The organism is Alkalimonas mucilaginosa, from assembly GCF_036327005.1.
In the GTDB taxonomy this organism is placed as follows: domain Bacteria; phylum Pseudomonadota; class Gammaproteobacteria; order Enterobacterales; family Alteromonadaceae; genus Alkalimonas; species Alkalimonas mucilaginosa.
Genome location: NZ_JAUGZK010000008.1, coordinates 1 through 17,550, shown reverse-complemented (window position 1 = coordinate 17,550; position 17,550 = coordinate 1). Strand labels below are relative to the sequence as shown.

Below are 17,550 nucleotides of genomic sequence, written 5' to 3'. Positions count from 1 at the left end.
TCACATTGAATCCAATAGGTAAGCGAATGTCTATGAAACAAAATGGTAGAGGCATGATGACTGATTCACTTTTGCATGCAAACAAAACCATCAATAACCTGGTTCGATGCGAATACAACGACAATGCAATGAGCACTGCATTGAGGTTTATAGCAGAACCAGCTAGCTCCCAGCTGACCATAGATAGCCAACATGGGAATGGCGACGGCATGACGCACTTGTTGCTTGGACTAGGACATGAGCTTGTGAGTAGCAATACGGATACATGGGTCATTACCGCTGAGCGGATGCTTTACCGTCACTCAAAAGAGTTGCTGGATTGGAAAAAACTATTCGACGTCGATTGGCTATTGATTGATGACATAAATTTTTTGTTTGGAAAACCGGATAAACTGACTCATCCTCTGGTTGAAATGCTTGCACTTAGAAACAAGGCAGGTAAAAAAACCATCTTTACAGTGGCGATCGAGGTTGGGGCGCAGCCTCAATGCCTGCCTGACAAGTATCTGGAGCTACTATACTCCGGGGAAGTCTCCAGGTTGGAGCTCCCCAGCCAGGCTGACAAATTGAAAATAGCTCGTGCAATGTGCCAGCAACTTGACTACATACCAGAAATAAAAATGCTGACAAGAATGGTCAATGATGCAGGAAACATCAGGCAGCTTGAAGGCCTGTTAAGCAGATATAACGCTCAGCAGGGGTGGAGCCTTCATGGTTTTTGATAAGCCCTGCAAGGCGACTAACAAGCACAAACTGTTTATTAGTTGCGGCCTATCTTGTCGCGATGCTGCCGTATGCTGTCGTTATGACAGATTCGGAGCCTTTGCATGCAAGCCGTTCAACCAAGTTCAACCCAAAAGTCCACTGAACAGGATGCTCAGCAGGCTCAGGCCGGTTCAGCTGCATCTGTGTTACTGCTAGGGGTAGGTAGTTTGGGCTGTTATCTGGTTGCCAAAACTCAGCAAGCGGAGCTGCCCGTACCGGTCTGCTATGCGTTGATGCACCACAAAGCTGCCTTGCTGCAAGACAGAGCCGATACGCTATGTTTTCAACTTAATGAAACTTCGGGCCCCTTACCTCAGCGGCTGACCGAAGAGGATTATCTGATGGTGCAGCGTACTTTAACAGAACAACCTTAATTGGAGGCCGCATGGTCTGGGAAATGGATGAATTGCATTATGACAGCGTCAATCACGATCTGCAGAAGTTTCAGCGTGACTTTGGCTTAGGCGCAACAAGCATTGGGCGGCCCTGTGAAGGTGACTTCAATGATTATGCCGACATGTACGATTGGCTGTCGAATACAGTGCAGCGCCGATGGCAGCTACACTTGATGGCTCTTACCAACAAAATGCAGGAAAAAGTCAAAGTACTAACCTACCAAGAGCAGCAGGGTGGGCCATACTGCGCAGCTTTTCATCTGCTTAAAGGATGCCTCAACAATGGCGAGCTTCGTTATCTGGATGAGGCCGAGCTGCGCGAACAGGTGTATTATCCTGCAATAGGCTTGGAGTGGGAGCAGTTATGGGAGCATGCGGCCAACTGGTATGCCAAAGAGCATATGCGCTACCGGCTGTGGGAGCATCATGCCATAAAGGCCGCCATGTCGTATCTTTTCGTCGCATGCGATATGGATGAGCTTCCCTACGATGCGGAGTTAAGAACTGAGCCGGCTATGACGCAGGATGACTTTATCGATTACCTGAGTGAAAGCCTGTTGGACGTACCAGTAGTCAATGGTGAAGAGCTGGCTTATCCAGTGGTGGGATTGGGCAAGCCAGTGTTCTTGGGGGAGTACTTGCCCTTGCACTTAGCCTGTGAACAAAGCCGGCTGACCTTGTACGAAGCGTATTTGTCGTGGTTGCAGCCGACAGCAAAAAACAAAGAGTAAATCTAAGAAGATCGCCGGAAAAGCCATGCAATCTAAAAAAGAAAAAATCGTTGTGATAAGCGGCGCGGGTATCAGCGCCGAGAGCGGCCTGGTCACCTTTCGGGATGCCGATGGTTTGTGGCAAAAATACGCGGTTGAAGAGCTGGCCACGCCAGAGGCTTTTGCTGCCAACCCAGAGCTGGTGCATCGCTTTTACAATGCACGGCGTAAGCAAGCCGCTGCAGCCAGCCCGAATGCGGCTCACCTTGCCATTGCCAGTTTGGAGCAGCACTATCAGGTGGTGGTGATTACGCAGAATGTGGATGATTTGCATGAACGAGCCGGCTCTACACAGGTCATTCATTTGCACGGCAAACTCTGCGAAGCTCGCAGCAGCCTCAACCCAGAACTGGTGGAGTACATCGGCGATGTTGAATTAACCGAGCACGACACCGCAGCCGATGGCTCCGCCCTTCGCCCAAACATTGTTTGGTTTGGTGAAGAGGTACCGGCCATGATAACGGCGATAGAAGAGGTGGAAAGTGCCGATAAAATTCTGGTGGTGGGCTCCTCATTGCAAGTCTATCCGGCTGCTTCCTTGCTCTCTTACGCCCACCACAAGGCGGAAAAAGTACTGATTAATCTGGAGTCACCGGATTTTATCAGTGAGTACCGCTTCCTGCAGGGCAAAACAGCCACCGAAGTCCCGAAACTGGTTGCTAGCTGGCTTGGTATGGCAGCCATAAATCCAACAAAATTCGTGTAGCCGGGAGATCCGAATGCAAGCTCATTTAGCCCTACTGCAACTTAGCGGCTTTAATGCCATAGGTGGCAAGCTGCAGCAACAAGATGCTATCGGTTATTGCACTGGTTCTGCTGTGCAGTGTCGAGTGCAGCAACAGTCAATACAGCAACAGGAGTTCTCCGATTGTATTGATTTAGCTGATAGTGAGACGCTATTATTGGTGGCAGACGGAGTATCCTCCAACCCCGCTGCAGCGAAAGCCAGTCGCGTGGTGGTTAATAATTTAATTCAGCAGTGGCAAAAAGAGCCTTTCTCGAGCAAACACCTCAGGGCTGCCCAGCTGTATCTCTCTGAATCTCTGGGCACTAAACGGCAAAGTTTTGGAGCAGCAACAACTATAGCGGCCCTGGCGCTGAGCAAATCACGCTTCGTTGCCATTAATGCCGGTAATAGCCGGGTTTGGCGGTTACGCCAGGGGCAGTTGCTGCAATTAAGCATCGATCATACTTTTCAAAACGACTCGCCTGAGCTGAAACAGCAAAGCAATCTGGCACAATGCTACCAGGCACTTACCAGTTATTTAGCCGCCGATAACGACGAAGCTGACTTTACCATCGCGTTTACCGATGGCGCTGTGGCCGCTAAAGATGAATTCTTATTAACCAGCGACGGCGTGCATGATGTGATTAGCACAGAGGAGCTAAGCGAGATGATGCAGCAAAACAGTATGAAATTCGCTTTAGAGCAGATAAGGCAGCGATTGTTAGAGCGCAGCGCACCTGATAATGCCAGTTTGCTTTGGTTACGCTTGGCTGGTTAAGCGACAAGGGAGCTCCCCAACTCACAGGTAGCTGGCTTGGCGCCGTAGCCCGCTGATGTTTATTCGTTGTGTTGATACTGCTGCATGGCCTTACTCAGCCGCTTAATCACCCGCTCGCGCAGCGATGCGGGTGCTATTACTGTAAGCGAACTGCTTTGCATCATCAGCCATAAATCCAGCTGGATGCCACTAAACACGGTAGCGGTAAGCCGGTAGCTTTCATCTTGGCATGGCTGCAGTATCATATCATGCGATAACGGAGTTTCCTGCAGCAGAGTTACCAAGTCGCCACGCACCTGCGCTTCCAGCTTAATTTGCTCGCCCTCACTAAATTGCATGGCGCCGCTGGCAAGATAATTTTGCAACTTAAAGCCTGCAGGACGAATGGCCGCTTCGTCGCACAAGGTTGCCGATTTAAAACGATGCAACACGAAACGTAGCGGATCATGGTAGGGCACACAGCTGGCAATCAGGTAACTGACAGCACCGCGCTGCACCAATGCCAGTGGATTCAGCCGATAAGACTTAGGTGCATTGTGGTGCGGCGACATATACTGCGCATCCAGTTGTTTATCGCGAAGCAGTGCTTCCTGAATACTTTCCAGTAAGACAGCATCGACCGCCGGCGGCAGCAGTGCCATCCCGGGTTCAACCACTGCCACCTTATCCAACCAGGCCGCACCAGGTGCATCCTCCTGCAGCGCGCGCAGCTTATTGTGCGCCTGCATAAAACGTGAGGTCAGTGGCTGCAACATGGAGGAGGGCACCACAAAACGCAGGCTTTGCTCCACCAACTGCAGGCTTAGTGCATCCATCAGGCTGATCCCTGGTAAATCCAGCGCGGTATTTTGCATCCAATACCAACCGTAGGGCGTGCCTTTGTCGTTGCATTGCAGTGGGAAAATACCAGAGAGCATCTGCAAATCGCGCTCCACAGTGCGCTTGGTCACGGCATAGCCACGATCGTGTAATTGTGCCGTTAATTGCCGGGCTTCTGCGCCAGGTGGCCTAGCAGGCAGTAGCTGCAACAACTCCCAAAGCCGGCTGATGGTTTGCGCACTTTTAGCTGAAGACATGCTGAACTCCTTCCAATGTATGCTTTGTTATAACGGTTAAGTTGCATGATAGCAATTGACTGCGACGCAATGTGTCGCAAATGGGCATTATCATCACCTTTTAGCTGTAACAGGAGATTGTTATGCCAGCAAAGATGTATTTAGAGACAAAAGACATGACGACCGTTGACGATTTTTGTCAACTACGTGTGCCTGCAATTTGCAATGTTTGGGCTTATAGAATTGTGCTTGAATTAAATGGGCTTAAAAAGTTACTTCCGAATCAGCATGGTTATTCTGATTATGATTTAGCACAATCACTGGGCTTAGACGCTGAACCAGAACATTACAAGTCATTGACTGAAGTTAGAAACGCGCTTAAGAAAAGCTATCGAGAGTATTTGTGTCAGTATTCAATGCAGCTACCTCCAGTCATGGAGCGCAACCTACTTGCAGTTGCGAAGATTGCCAAACTAAATAAAGTAGAGCGTGACATTTTGGCATTCTTGCTTTTATCGAATAGCACTCAGCTTTTGTTTGATGCGCTCGATTTACTAGGTCCCGTAGTGAAGTATGAGCTTGCTCCAATATTGTCAGTGATTTTAAAACACCCAATTGAAACAGTACGAGCTGCCTTGTCACAGAGCAGCGTGTTAATGCAATCCGGGCTTGTGTTTTACAGCAACTATTCTTCAGCTAATGTCCATAATCATTTTGAGTATGTTAGCAGTCATTTACCAGACTTAATGATGGCACCGTTGGATGATCCGATAGCACTGTTGAAAGAGCTAATTGCTCCAAGCAAAGCGCCATGTCTATCCGAAAAGCACTATCAGCATATAAACGAGCAGGTTACGTTATTAAAGCGTTACCTTAAGCAGACTCTGAAGCAAGGTGCTGTAGGGGTCAATGTATTGTTGTATGGGCCGCCAGGTACCGGTAAAACCCAACTATGCAAGGTGCTGGCGAGCTCCTTAAATCAGGTACTCTATGAAGTAAGTTGTTCGGATTATGATGGAACACCAGTTAGTGGTATGGCTCGGCTTAAAGCCGCGCGGGCTGCTCAGTTGTTTTTGGCCACTGGTAACCACATGCTGTTGTTTGATGAAGTCGAAGATGTGTTTCAACAAAATCCGTTTAGCCGTTCAGGGTTGTCGGAATGCAAGGGCTGGATAAACCAGTTACTGGAAAACAACAAAGTACCGACATTTTGGGTAAGCAACAATATTAGTTCGCTTGATAATGCTTACATCCGCCGTTTTGATATGGTGTTGGAGTTGACTGTGCCCCCAGCAAAGCAGCGCGCAGAAATTTTACAGCAAACAAGTGATGGGTTATTAAGCAAGGAGGAGGCTTTGGCATTAACCCGACATAGGCAGCTGTCACCTGCAGTTATTACCAGGGCCAGCAAGGTGGTGCAGATGCTTGGCAGTACCACTGGCGAGACCGCCAAAAAGCATTTTCGCCAGTTAACCGAAGCGACCCTTAAAGCGCAAGGGTGCAAAGTCGGGCCGGGTACCGGAATGGTTAGCAATACCTTGTATGATCCAACACTTACGCAAGCCGATTGCGATCTGAATGAACTGACCCAAGGTTTGCAGCAAGCTGGAGCAGGGCGTTTGTGTTTGTATGGCCCGCCAGGCACTGGCAAAACCGCCTTCGGTCACTACTTGGCCAAAACCATGGGCAAAGAATTGCTGGTAAAAAGAGGATCCGATCTGATCTCCTGTTGGGTTGGCGCCACCGAGGAAGCCATCGCCAAGGCTTTTGAAGAGGCAACCGTCAATGACAGTATCCTGCTGATGGATGAAGTTGACAGCTTCTTGCAAGAACGCAGCCGGGCCAGAAACAGCTGGGAGATCACTGGTGTGAATGAAATGCTGACTCAGATGGAAGCTTTCGAAGGCATTTTTATTGCCAGCACCAACCTGATGCACAATCTGGATAAAGCCGCATTGCGTCGTTTTGATTTAAAAGCCTGCTTTGGCTACCTCAAACCGCACCAGATTGCGTCCTTGTTCAGGCGTTACAGCAAGAAAATGGGTCTAACCCAGTGCAAAGAAGCTCTGGATAAAGCAACCAGGCTCAGCAAGCTCACACCCGGGGATTTTGCTGCCATAGCCCGACGCCAGCGTTTTGCGCCCATGCAGCATGCCCGTGAACTTACCCAAGCTCTTTTGGCAGAGTGCGAGCTGAAAGACGATGAAGTTTCACGGTCAATTGGCTTTGTTACCACGCAGTGAGCAAGTCGGCTGCTTTTGCCAACAGTAGTTATTTTCCAAGCGAAGTACCTTGCGCTATGCAGAGCGTTTCGCAGGATAAAAGCTTGCCATTGGTCTAAGCTCTATGGCAATAATAGGCACAGGCTAAAAGGACGGAGCAAAACACCATGCCAATAAAGGAGTTAAGCTACGAGGCATTAAAAACCCGACATCGGGAAGAACGTGTATTTTATCCATTGAATTTATCACTCAGGGTGCATCGGGCGCTTAGCTGGCTGCAAAAAGCAGAGCAGGCGAGAGTGGCCAAAGACCATGACACCGAGTTTATTTTTTACTGGATCAGCTTTAATGCCGCTTATGCCAACGAATTTGCGGATGGCGAGCGGATGGCCGAAGAGCAAAGCTTTCAGGCGTTTCTGGGTAAAATTGCTGATCTTGATACTGCAAATCAACTCTATGACCTCATCTGGCAGCAGTTTAGCAGCAGCATTCGTCTGCTTATGGACAACCGTTATGTGTACCGGCCGTTTTGGGACTTTCAACGAGGCCGACTTAGCGAAGGCGAGTGGCTACAAAGCTTTAAAGCCTCCAAAGCAGCCTTGAACAAAGCGCTGGCAGAGAAGAATGTACCACTGGCTCTTGGTTGCATCTTTACGCGGCTTTACACACTTCGCAATCAACTCATCCACGGTGGTGCCACGCACAACAGCAGCGTAAATCGCGAACAATTAAAAGATGCCTGCAATCTTCTGCAACACCTCATCCCACTGATCATCGCGTTGATGATGTCTGCGCATCAGCAGTTATGGGGTGAGGCGATATATCCGGTGGTTTAATTTTTAGAAATTGGGGGTGTTATGAGTATAGAGGTTTTGATTATCGAATCTCGTAGTTTTGGCGATATTTACAACAATGTGCAGGAAGGTAGGACCTTGCGAGATGTTCTGCAGATTCAGAATATTAAATCGGATTATCAAGAGGTTGCTACAAAAGAACAACTGGGAAAAGCTTTAAAACGTGCTGGAAAGGACTCGATTAAGTACATTCATTTTAGCGCTCATGGAGCTAAGGATGGTTTTGAGCTTACAAATGGAGAGTTTATTGATTGGGAGAGCTTTGATGATATCGGCTGGCCTAATTTGAAAGGAAAGTGTGTTGTTTTTTCAAGTTGTGATATAGCAAAAGGCGTTTCGGAGGTGTTTGATTATCATAAGACCTTTTGCAACGCTTTTGTTGCCCCAACCAGAAAAATTTTATGGTCTGAAGGCATTGTTGCTTTTTCTGCTTTTTATCACCGAGCAATGAAACAAGACTCAACGGTCGAGCAAGATGTTAAGGTCATGAACAGCATAACTGTGGCTGGCACATTTAAATATATCCCTGCATCACCAAGCTCGGCTACCTATGTGATTGGAGGTTAAAATTAGCTGCATCGGTATGCATCAAAAAGCATGCCGCTGCACCTCAGCTAAATTCGCCACCATGATTTGCTGGGCCTCTGGCCTGGCGTCGATTTTGGTCAAATCCAGGTTCAGTGCCTGCACGGCATAAGGCACCAGAGCGGAGCGCACTTCGATGATGCGCTTGCCCTGGTGCATGTTGTAGTCGGTTTCAATAATGGCTTTTTGGTACTCGGTTAGCCGGGTATCGGGTATCAGCTCTATCGGGACCAGGGTATTCCAGCGGCTGTCGTCTTGCTGGCGCTGCTCGGCTTTGCCTTCCACGCCGTGAAAGCCACGAAAGCGGCTTAGCACAAAATCCCGAAAATCACGGTTCTTTTCGCAGTAAGCCCGCACATGCCAGCGCAGTGGGGTGCAGACCAGACTGTGCGGCGCAATAATGCGGCTTTCTTCATCCGGTGAGGTCAGCGAGACATAGCCCATGTCGATTTTTAACCCTTCCCTGGCGGCTTGCACCAAGGTGCGCAATACCGCCGGGTCCACCTGGCGAATGGGCGGTTGCAGCAGTTCGGTATGGGCAAAACCCAAATCAAGTTGATGGAAGGTGTGGGCGAAGTCTTTGCAGCTGGCCAGTGCATGCAGGTACTCATCGGCTAGGCCAGTAGTGACTTTGGGGGTGAAAGTGGCGGAGGGTTTGTAACCGCGCAACTTGGCATCGTACACCAGATTGCCGGGGGCAATCTCACGCAGGTAACTGTTGATGTCTTTGGATGCTTGCTGGCGGGCGATGCCAAAACTGTTGATCAAATGCGTGGTGGTAAGCCGGCCTTCCCACAAAGCGACAATTTCAATCAGCCGGTAGCGCATTAGCAGCTCCCAGCGCAGCGGCCAGCCAACAGGTTGTTTTGGGTTCATCTGTCTTTGCTTCGTCATGTCATCAATGCATACAGCATAGCCGAATAGTTTATAGCAAAGCCAGCCATGCAAAATAACAAAGCCAAGATCCGCCTGAAAAGTCGACACTGCGAATCTGTACAGTATGGCAATGTCGACTAAACCTCTTAGATTAAGGAAGGTATGGCACGATGGCCTGTCTGGGAGGATGCTATGGGGTATTGGTTTATTTTGGTCGGTTTTTTGTTCACGTTGGCTGGCACACAAAGCATGGTACTTGCATTATGCGCTATATACCTGATTTGGACTGTGATCCATCAAACTGAAGAGGCTATTAAAAAAGAGAAAAGCCGGGGCAACTTAACCACACCACTGACAGAAAACATCTTTCGCTACACGTTGCAGTTCATTATTACCGTGATGGCGAGTTTTGTAATGGTCTCATGCGCTCCTTTTTTTGGCTTGTAAAGCGGTAAAAGGAAAACGCGATCTGTATGAAAAATGGATACTGTGCAAACACACAGTATGGCCTTTCAAGCACAAGGGACTATTCTTGGCATCAGGATTTTGATGTCACCAGAGCGGACAGGTGATTGCCAGGCTGGCAGCAGGATGTTTTAAGGAAAACAGTGCAGGGATGCAATTTATATTTGATAGGGAGCACACCATGAACATGGCACAACGGGATTTGGCAATGCTCGATTTAGAGCGGCAGTTTAAAGACATTTTTACCATCAGCCGTGCGGGAGGCGACAACCAGACCGAGCGGATGCGCGCCCAGGGCTTTATTCACGCCATTGAGCTGCTGCAACTGTGCACGCGCGATGAAGTGCAGCAACTGATGGAGCGGGACCATCAGCAGGTTTTCGGCTGCACCATCGCGGAGCGTGTCCCCAGCAAACAGGCGCTGCGGCAGCGTGCTCTGCAATTGGGTGATTACCACTATTTTGACGAGCCGGCTTTGTATCGGCAGCAAGATTAGAGTTAAATTAGTAAAAAAAATTACCATCTCAGTAAGTTTCTTATAGCGCAACAACCAAGGCTGGTTTATGGTGTGTGAAGTCTGGAACAAACACCTGAGTGGTCATGATGAATGTGCTGATTTCCTGGTTGGGTAAAACCGATATTGAAAAGATGAAACAGAATGAGCTGGCATCTATCGCAACTCTTGCCACGCGTCACACGGTTTCGTTTGATGAGATCCTCATTTTAGCGAATGCCTGGGAAGAAGACTGGCAGTCTTATGAAGACTGGTTAAATAAAAGACTCCACATCATGGATAGGCCAGCCACAGCCTCTATTGTTCACCAGTCAATGGACTCGCCAACCAACTATCAGGCCATTGCTGCCATCATGCAGCGACATCTAGAGCATCTGTCGACGTCAAACAACCGGATTTACATCAACCTAACCTCTGGCACACCAGCCATGACCGCGATTTCTGTGCTGTTTGGTAAAGGCATTTATGACTGTCGTTTTTTACAATCGGGGCCTGATAACAGTGTAGAAGAAGTCCACATTCCGTTCGATTTTGCTGCCACCTATGCCCGTGTAGCAAGAACCAGCATTTCTGCTAAAGTCATGGCGGGGCCTGATTTTAACGGGGCTTTCAACGATCTGGTGGCACAATCTGCATCAATGCAAGTATTGATACAGCAGGCTTCAAGGCTTGCGCTAACGGACTTACCAGCACTGATCCTCGGTGAATCCGGTACCGGTAAAGAAGTTCTGGCTACCGCTATTCATGCTGGTAGTAGCCGCAGTGCTAAGGTACTTAAAACCATCAATTGCGGCGCCTTACCGGAAAACCTGGTTGACTCAATTTTATTTGGTCATGTGAAGGGAGCATTCACAGGCGCGGACAAAGAGCATGCCGGCCTGTTTGAACAAGCCAATGGCGGTACGTTGTTTTTGGATGAGGTGGGGGAGTTAACCCCTGCGGTGCAGGTAAAGCTGTTACGCGTATTGCAGCAAGGTGAGATAACCCGGGTCGGTGACAGTAAAACCAGGCGGGTGGATGTCCGAATCCTTGCTGCTACCCATCGGCCATTAATCAGCATGGTGGCTGATGGCACTTTTCGGGAAGATCTCTTTTACCGCCTAGCGGTGGGGGTCATTGAATTGCCGCCCCTTCGACAGCGACGTGAGGATATACCCGTTTTGGTTTCGCAAATACTGGCAGAAATTAATGCTACCTTTGCCAAAATACCCGACTACCAAAGTAAAAAAATTAGCGATTCTGCAATTAATTTTATCAAAGAGCAGCCGTGGCCTGGCAATATTCGAGCTTTGTGGAACACATTAAGCCGAGCTGTGCTCTGGGCCAAAAGCGATGAGCTGTCTTTGCAGGACATCGCTGGTGTGCAGCTGCAGCTTAAAAGCAACAGCCAAGACAACCATTCATTGCCTCCTTTAGTTGCAGGTTTTGACGTTCAGCAATATATTGATGGGATTAAAGAAAAAATCATTGTCGCAGCGTTGGAGCAGACCGGTGGCAACTTATCCAAATCGGCTAAACTTTTGGGCCTGGCCAACCATCAAACGCTCAGCAACTGGATGAAGAAGCTGGAAATAAAATCCGATCATTTGCCATAACCTTCACATTGGCACCGAACTTGCCATACAGGGATATCAGGAAAATATGGAATGAAGCACGCAATGAGTTTTAAACATCTGGAAGCGTTACCCGAATTATACCAGCTGGCTGCTTTTGCCCAGGATTACGCTTGCAGCGATCCACAAAGCGCGCTGGTCAAGATGCGCTGCCTGATGGAAAAAATCGTCGGTGTTATCTATACCAAACTGCAATTGCCCGTCTACGCCAATGCCAGCATCATCGACAAACTGAACGCCGATAGTTTTACCTCCGTGGTTCCCAGTCAGATCCTCGATAAATTGCATGCCATCCGTAAAAGCGGGAACCGTGCTGCGCATGAAGGCAAGGTCAGCCAGCAGGAGGCTGTTTGGATCCTGCAGGAATGCTATTTCGTCAGCGGTTACTTTTATGTGGCTTACTGCGGTGGTGATGCGAACAAGCTGCCGGAATTTATCGCACCGGATTGCAGCAAAATGCCACAGCAATCCGATGCGCAGTTTGCCCGAGAAAATAAACAGCTGCAGGCCAAACTGGCCGATCAGGAGGCGCGATTAAAGCAAGCGCTGGAAGAACTTAAAGCCGCAGAGGCAGCTCAGCTAAAAGCACAGCAGGAAGCCGCCAGCCTGAAACAAGCGATGAACCAAGCGGCCATCCAAAAGGCAAAGGCTGGCTATGCCAGCATGTCAGGCATCGACTTTAACGAAGCGCAAACCCGCGCCCGTATTATTGATATGGACTTGCGCGCCGCAGGCTGGAATGTCTCGCTGGATGCCAGCTCGACCGAAGAAGTGCGCAAAGAGTTCGAAGTCGATGGCCAGCCTACTACTAGCGGTATTGGCTACGTCGATTACGTGCTGTTCGATGATGATGAACTGCCGCTGGCTGTGATTGAAGCCAAACGGACCCGCGAGTCGGTCGAAAAGGGCCGGCAGCAAGCCATTTTGTATGCCAACGCACTGGAAAAACGCTATGGCCGACGCCCGGTTATCTTTTACACCAATGGCTACGATATCCGTCTGCTCGACGACGCTCAGGGCTACAACAGCCGAAAAGTGTATGGCTATTACAGCAAAGACAGCCTGCAGTACCTGATTAAGCAGCGCAGCTTAAAGCAGAACCTGAATCAAACCCCGATTGATACCAAGGTAGCAGGGCGCTTGTATCAGATTGAAAGCATTACCCGGGTGTGTGAACGCTTTAGCGACAAGCACCGCAAAGCTCTGGTGGTGCAGGCCACCGGCACCGGTAAAACCCGGGTTTCCATTGCCCTGGCCAAGCGATTATTGGATGCGGGCTGGGCAAAGCGGGTGCTGTTTTTGTGTGATCGCAAAGAGCTGCGCAAACAAGCCGCCAATGCCTTTAACGAGCACACCAAAGAGCCCTTGTACGTGGTGGGCAAAAGCAAAAAAGATGCGGCAGCCAGCGCCAGGGTATTTATTGCCACTTACCCTGGCATGATGAGCATTTTCCAAAAATACGATGTTGGTTATTTTGACCTGATCGTCGCGGATGAATCCCATCGCTCCATTTACAATATTTACGGTGATATTTTTAAGTATTTTGATGCACTGGAAGTAGGTTTAACCGCAACGCCAGTGGAAATGGTGTCGCGCTCTACCTGTGAGTTGTTTGGCTGTGATTACAAAATGCCCACGGCCAACTACCCGCTGGAGCAAGCCATTGAAGAGCGTAACCTGGTGCCTTACAAAATCGTCAGCTTTACCACCAGATTTTTGCGCGACGGTATCAAAAAAGATGGGCTGACCGATGAGCAAATCGCTCAGCTGGAAGATCAGGGCATCGATCCTAACACACTGGATTTTGACGCCGGCCAGATAGATGAAGCGGTTAAAAACAAAGACACCAACCGGGTGATCCTGCGGAATCTGATGGAAAAGGGTCTGCGCGATGCTGACGGCCAGCTACCCGGCAAATCCATTGTCTTTGCCCGCAATATCAAACACGCAGAGCTGCTGGCCTCTTTGTTCGGGGAAATGTACCCCCAGCTGGGTGATAATTTCTGCCGGGTGATCCACTCCAAATACGAGCGGGCAGAGGAGCTGATCGATGATTTTAAATCCACGGCAGAGCAGAGTGTTCGGATAGCCATCTCCGTTGATATGCTCGATACCGGCATCGATGTGCCGGAGGTGGTGAATCTGGTCTTTGCCAAGCCGATTAAATCCAAAGTGAAGTTCTGGCAGATGATTGGCCGTGGCACCCGGCTGTGTCCGGATCTGTATGGCTCCGGGCAGCATAAAACCCACTTTTTAATTTTTGATCACTGGGAAAACTTTGAGTACTTCGAGCTGGACCCAGAGCCGGAAGACGTTAAGCAAAGCAAATCCTTAACGCAAAAACTGTTCGAAGCCAGGCTGACGCTTGCCGAAGCCGCCTTGAAAAAAGCCGATTTAGCCAGCTTTAACCAGGTGATAGCTCTGATCCACGCCGATATTTGTGCGCTGGATATGAACACCATCGCCGTGCGTGATCAGTGGCAGGATGTCGAAACCTGCAAAGATGAAAAGCGCCTGAACCAGTTTGCCCCGGCAGTTAAAACCATGCTGTGGCAAAGCATGGCGCCCTTAATGCAGTGGCGCAACATCATGGGGCAAAGCGAAGCCTACCGTTTCGATACCGAGATAGCGACTTTGCAAACGCTGCTGTTTACCGATGTTACACAAATTGATTTAGCCCGCCAGGCGCTTCTGGGTAAAGTCAGCAGGTTGCAAATGCACTTAAATGATGTGCGTGCGAAAGCCAGCGACATTGCTGCCATCCAGCAAGACAGTTACTGGCAGAACCTGAGCTTTGCAGCTTTAGAGCACAGCCGCAAGGCACTGCGTGGTATCATTCACCTGCGAGATAAAGACATCGTTCCACCCATGCCCGATGTGGTGCTGGATGTTAAAGAAGACAGTGCCGATTACAAGATAAAAGAGCGGGCGGCCAATATCGTCTCCATTGATTATCAGATTTTCCGTCAGGAAGTTGAAAAAACCTTAGCACCGCTGTTTGATACCGATGCGGTGTTAAAGAAAATCCGGGCCGGTGAGCCTGTCAGCGAAGACGATTTAGCCCGGCTTAATTCCCTGGTACACACGCAAAATCCCAACGTTGATTTAAATACCTTAAAAGAGTTCTTTCCCGAGTCCACGGCCAGCCTGGATAAAATTTTACGTACCATCGTTGGGATGGACAAAGAGGCGATAGAGCAGGCTTTTACCGATTTTGTCCAGCAAACGCACACCCACATGAACGCCAGGCAACAGCGCTTTATTGGCATGCTGAAAAACCATGTGGTTCGCTACGGCGCTGTAGCGATTGAGCAGCTGTACGAGGCACCTTTTACCAGCATTCACGATATGGGGCTGGATGGTGTATTCAGCCAGCAACAGGCCGATGTGATCCAGCAATTTATTCGCCAGTTCGAGGTGCCGCTGGGCAACAAAGCACCACGTATTGAAAAGACACTCAACCCTTAAAACTTTGCACGCAACACGAAACGCTTAAAACCGATAAAGCAGTACAGGAAACCAAATGATTACAGGTCAGCTAAAAAGCAAAATCGACAAACTGTGGGAAGAATTCTGGACCGGCGGCATTACCAACCCGCTGACGGTGATTGAGCAAATCACTTTCTTAATGTATGCCCGTTTGCTGGATATGAACGAGCAAAAAGATGAGAAATTGGCATCCCGCACCGGCAAAGCCTTTCACCGCCGTTTTAACGACAAGCAGCAGCACCTGCGTTGGCAGCACTTTCGCCACTTGGGTGCCGACACCCTGTACAAGCTGGTGAAAGATGAGCTGTTTCCGTTTTTTGCCGAAAGCTCGGCCCAGTCGGTAAAAGATGGCAACGAAGGCTCGCTGTTTGCTGAATTTATGAAAGATGCCCAACTGATGATCCAAAAGCAGTCGCTGCTGGTGAAAGCGGTGGAAATGGTCAACGACTTGCCGCTGGAAAACAGCGACACCAAGGGCGATTTGTACGAGTACCTGCTTAGCAAGCTGACCACTGCCGGCATTAACGGCCAGTTTCGCACGCCGCGGCATATTATTCGTGCCATGGTCGAAATGCTCGACCCTGGCATTACTAGCCGTATTTGTGACCCGTCCACCGGCACCGGCGGTTTTTTGGTGAGCAGCTACGAGTACCTGCTGCAAAAGTACACCTCCAAAGAGGGGGTAGAGCAAGAGCCGTTATTCGACGAGCAGGGCAAGCCGCTGCTGGACGCCAGCGGCAAGCAGCAGGTGAATACGCTGTACTCGGGGGATTTAATTTCACCCGAGCAGCGTAGCCATATCGATACCGATATGTTCCATGGTTTTGACTTTGACGCCACCATGCTGCGCGTCGCAGCCATGAACCTGGTGATGCACGGTATTAAACAGCCGGATATTCATTACCAGGACACGCTAAGCCAAAGCTTTAAAGAGCGCTTCCCGCGCGAGGCCAAAGATGGCTTCGACATTATCCTCGCCAACCCGCCATTTAAAGGCAGCCTGGACGAAGAAGACGTTTGCCCGGATATTTTGCGCAAAGTAAAAACCAAAAAAACCGAGCTGTTGTTCGTGGCGCTTATTGAAAACATGCTGAAGATTGGCGGCCAAAGTGCCACCATCGTACCCGATGGTGTGCTGTTTGGCTCATCTAAGGCCCACCAGCAACTGCGCCAGTTACTGGTAGAGCAAAACCAGTTAGAAGCGGTTATTTCCTTGCCAAGCGGCGTATTTAAGCCGTATGCCGGGGTATCTACCGCCATTTTAATTTTCACCAAAGGCGGCAGTACCGACCATGTCTGGTTTTACGATGTACAAGCCGACGGCTTTAGCCTGGACGATAAGCGCACGCCAATTAAAGACAACGACCTGCCAGCGTTAGTGGCCGGGTATAAAGCGCGGGATAAAGCCATTGCCGACACCGAACAAAACGATCGTACGCAAAAAGCCTTTTGGGTGAGTAAAGCCGACATTGCCGGTAATAAATACGACCTATCCATTAATCGCTACAAGCAAGTGGTGTATGCCGAACAGCAGTATGAAGATCCGAAAGTGATCTTAAATAAGCTGGTTGCGCTGGAAAACGATATTCTGGCGGATTTAAAAGCGCTGGAGGCGATGCTGTGAGTTGGCCGAAGGTGAAGTTAGGTAGTGTTTGTAAATTGATTAATGGTGATCGAGGCCAGAACTATCCATCAAAAGATGCTCTCTTTTCAGAGGGAATACCATTCATTAACGCAGGAAATTTACAGGATGACCTCTCAATTAAGTGCTCAGGGGCGAACTTCATTTCTCAAGAGAGATTTAACCTTCTGAGTAATGGCAAAGTTTCGCCTGGCGATATCTTGTTTTGTCTAAGGGGTTCGTTAGGTAAATTTGCGATTGTTGATAATCAAATTTCTCAAGGCGCTATCGCTTCCTCCTTGGTAATTTTGCGACCAGATAGCAAGTTGGATCGTAATTTTCTTAAAAATTACCTTCGTAGTACTTTATGCAAAAGGGAAATTGAACGTTTTGAAAATGGTGCAGCACAACCAAATCTTTCGGCTAAAGATCTTAAAGAATTTGAAATTCCACTCCCACCACTAGCCGAGCAAAAACGCATTGCCGCGATATTGGACAAAGCCGACGCCATCCGCCGCAAACGCCAGCAAGCCATCCAACTTGCCGATGACTTTCTTCGTGCTGTGTTTTTGGAGATGTTTGGTGATCTTGTAAAGACTGACGGGTATGAGAAATCTCGCAAATACAAAATAAAAGATCTGGTTGATTACATTGATTACAGGGGCAAAACACCTGAAAAGTCGGATTCAGGTATCCCTCTGATAACTGCGAAAAATGTGAAAAAGGGTTATATCGACCACGATCCCAGAGAGTTTATCCCTGAAGATAACTACGAGGCTTGGATGACTAGAGGTCATCCTCTCGAAAACGATGTGCTTTTT

16 protein-coding genes are annotated in these 17,550 nt (G+C 49.0%); 14 read left to right on the top strand and 2 right to left on the bottom strand.

Going from position 1 to position 17,550, the window contains the following annotated elements:
- Nucleotides 1-26 precede the first annotated feature (26 nt).
- The 5 genes from QWF21_RS11535 to QWF21_RS11515 all read left to right on the top strand — a co-directional run bounded on the left by QWF21_RS11535 (nt 27) and on the right by QWF21_RS11515 (nt 3,435).
- Nucleotides 27-722, top strand: a complete 696-nt coding sequence (locus tag QWF21_RS11535) for a DnaA ATPase domain-containing protein (RefSeq protein WP_330088206.1) — start codon at nt 27-29, stop codon at nt 720-722.
- 105 nt (nt 723-827) lie between these two features.
- Nucleotides 828-1,139, top strand: a complete 312-nt coding sequence (locus QWF21_RS11530) for a hypothetical protein (RefSeq protein WP_330088205.1) — start codon at nt 828-830, stop codon at nt 1,137-1,139.
- An 11-nt stretch (nt 1,140-1,150) separates the two neighbouring features.
- Nucleotides 1,151-1,891 carry a hypothetical protein gene (locus QWF21_RS11525; RefSeq protein WP_330088204.1) on the top strand — a complete coding sequence of 247 codons (741 nt, stop codon included), beginning with the start codon at nt 1,151-1,153 and terminating at the stop codon, nt 1,889-1,891.
- Nucleotides 1,892-1,916: 25 nt separating this feature from the next.
- On the top strand, nt 1,917-2,636 hold the full coding sequence (locus QWF21_RS11520; protein WP_330088203.1) for a Sir2 family NAD-dependent protein deacetylase: 720 nt from the start codon (nt 1,917-1,919) through the stop codon (nt 2,634-2,636).
- A gap of 13 nt (nt 2,637-2,649) precedes the next feature.
- Nucleotides 2,650-3,435 carry a PP2C family protein-serine/threonine phosphatase gene (locus QWF21_RS11515; protein WP_330088202.1) on the top strand — a complete coding sequence of 262 codons (786 nt, stop codon included), beginning with the start codon at nt 2,650-2,652 and terminating at the stop codon, nt 3,433-3,435.
- A gap of 59 nt (nt 3,436-3,494) precedes the next feature.
- Here the strand turns inward: QWF21_RS11515 and QWF21_RS11510 are convergent, their stop codons facing one another.
- Nucleotides 3,495-4,511, bottom strand: a complete 1,017-nt coding sequence (locus QWF21_RS11510) for a helix-turn-helix transcriptional regulator (RefSeq protein WP_330088201.1) — start codon at nt 4,509-4,511, stop codon at nt 3,495-3,497.
- 635 nt (nt 4,512-5,146) lie between these two features.
- Between QWF21_RS11510 and QWF21_RS11505 the strand changes: the two genes are divergently transcribed.
- The 3 genes from QWF21_RS11505 (at nt 5,147) to QWF21_RS11495 (ending at nt 8,133) form a co-directional block, all read left to right on the top strand.
- Nucleotides 5,147-6,733 (top strand): AAA family ATPase, encoded by a 1,587-nt coding sequence (locus tag QWF21_RS11505; protein WP_330088200.1) that lies wholly within the window; start codon nt 5,147-5,149, stop codon nt 6,731-6,733.
- Between the two features lie 146 nt (nt 6,734-6,879).
- On the top strand, nt 6,880-7,548 hold the full coding sequence (locus QWF21_RS11500; protein WP_330088199.1) for a hypothetical protein: 669 nt from the start codon (nt 6,880-6,882) through the stop codon (nt 7,546-7,548).
- A gap of 21 nt (nt 7,549-7,569) precedes the next feature.
- Nucleotides 7,570-8,133 carry a hypothetical protein gene (locus QWF21_RS11495; protein WP_330088198.1) on the top strand — a complete coding sequence of 188 codons (564 nt, stop codon included), beginning with the start codon at nt 7,570-7,572 and terminating at the stop codon, nt 8,131-8,133.
- Nucleotides 8,134-8,154: 21 nt separating this feature from the next.
- Here QWF21_RS11495 and QWF21_RS11490 read toward each other — a convergent pair whose 3' ends face one another.
- A complete protein-coding gene (locus tag QWF21_RS11490) occupies nt 8,155-9,027 on the bottom strand; it encodes a helix-turn-helix transcriptional regulator (RefSeq protein WP_330088197.1) in 873 nt (290 codons plus the stop codon).
- Between the two features lie 192 nt (nt 9,028-9,219).
- Between QWF21_RS11490 and QWF21_RS11485 the strand changes: the two genes are divergently transcribed.
- The 6 genes from QWF21_RS11485 to QWF21_RS11460 form a co-directional block, all read left to right on the top strand.
- Entirely contained in the window at nt 9,220-9,474 is a 255-nt protein-coding gene (locus QWF21_RS11485) for a hypothetical protein (RefSeq protein WP_330088196.1), read from the top strand.
- A gap of 199 nt (nt 9,475-9,673) precedes the next feature.
- Nucleotides 9,674-9,988 carry a hypothetical protein gene (locus tag QWF21_RS11480; protein WP_330088195.1) on the top strand — a complete coding sequence of 105 codons (315 nt, stop codon included), beginning with the start codon at nt 9,674-9,676 and terminating at the stop codon, nt 9,986-9,988.
- A gap of 104 nt (nt 9,989-10,092) precedes the next feature.
- Nucleotides 10,093-11,601: a sigma-54 interaction domain-containing protein gene (locus tag QWF21_RS11475; RefSeq protein WP_330088194.1), complete on the top strand. Its 1,509-nt coding sequence runs from the start codon at nt 10,093-10,095 to the stop codon at nt 11,599-11,601.
- Between the two features lie 63 nt (nt 11,602-11,664).
- Complete coding sequence (locus QWF21_RS11470; RefSeq protein ID WP_330088193.1) at nt 11,665-15,087, top strand: DEAD/DEAH box helicase family protein; 3,423 nt, start codon at nt 11,665-11,667, stop codon at nt 15,085-15,087.
- 55 nt (nt 15,088-15,142) lie between these two features.
- On the top strand, nt 15,143-16,732 hold the full coding sequence (locus QWF21_RS11465; RefSeq protein ID WP_330088192.1) for a type I restriction-modification system subunit M: 1,590 nt from the start codon (nt 15,143-15,145) through the stop codon (nt 16,730-16,732).
- Nucleotides 16,729-17,550, top strand: an 822-nt coding sequence (locus QWF21_RS11460) for a restriction endonuclease subunit S (protein WP_330088191.1), incomplete at its 3' end; no start/stop codon positions are given. The genes QWF21_RS11465 and QWF21_RS11460, both read left to right, overlap by 4 nt.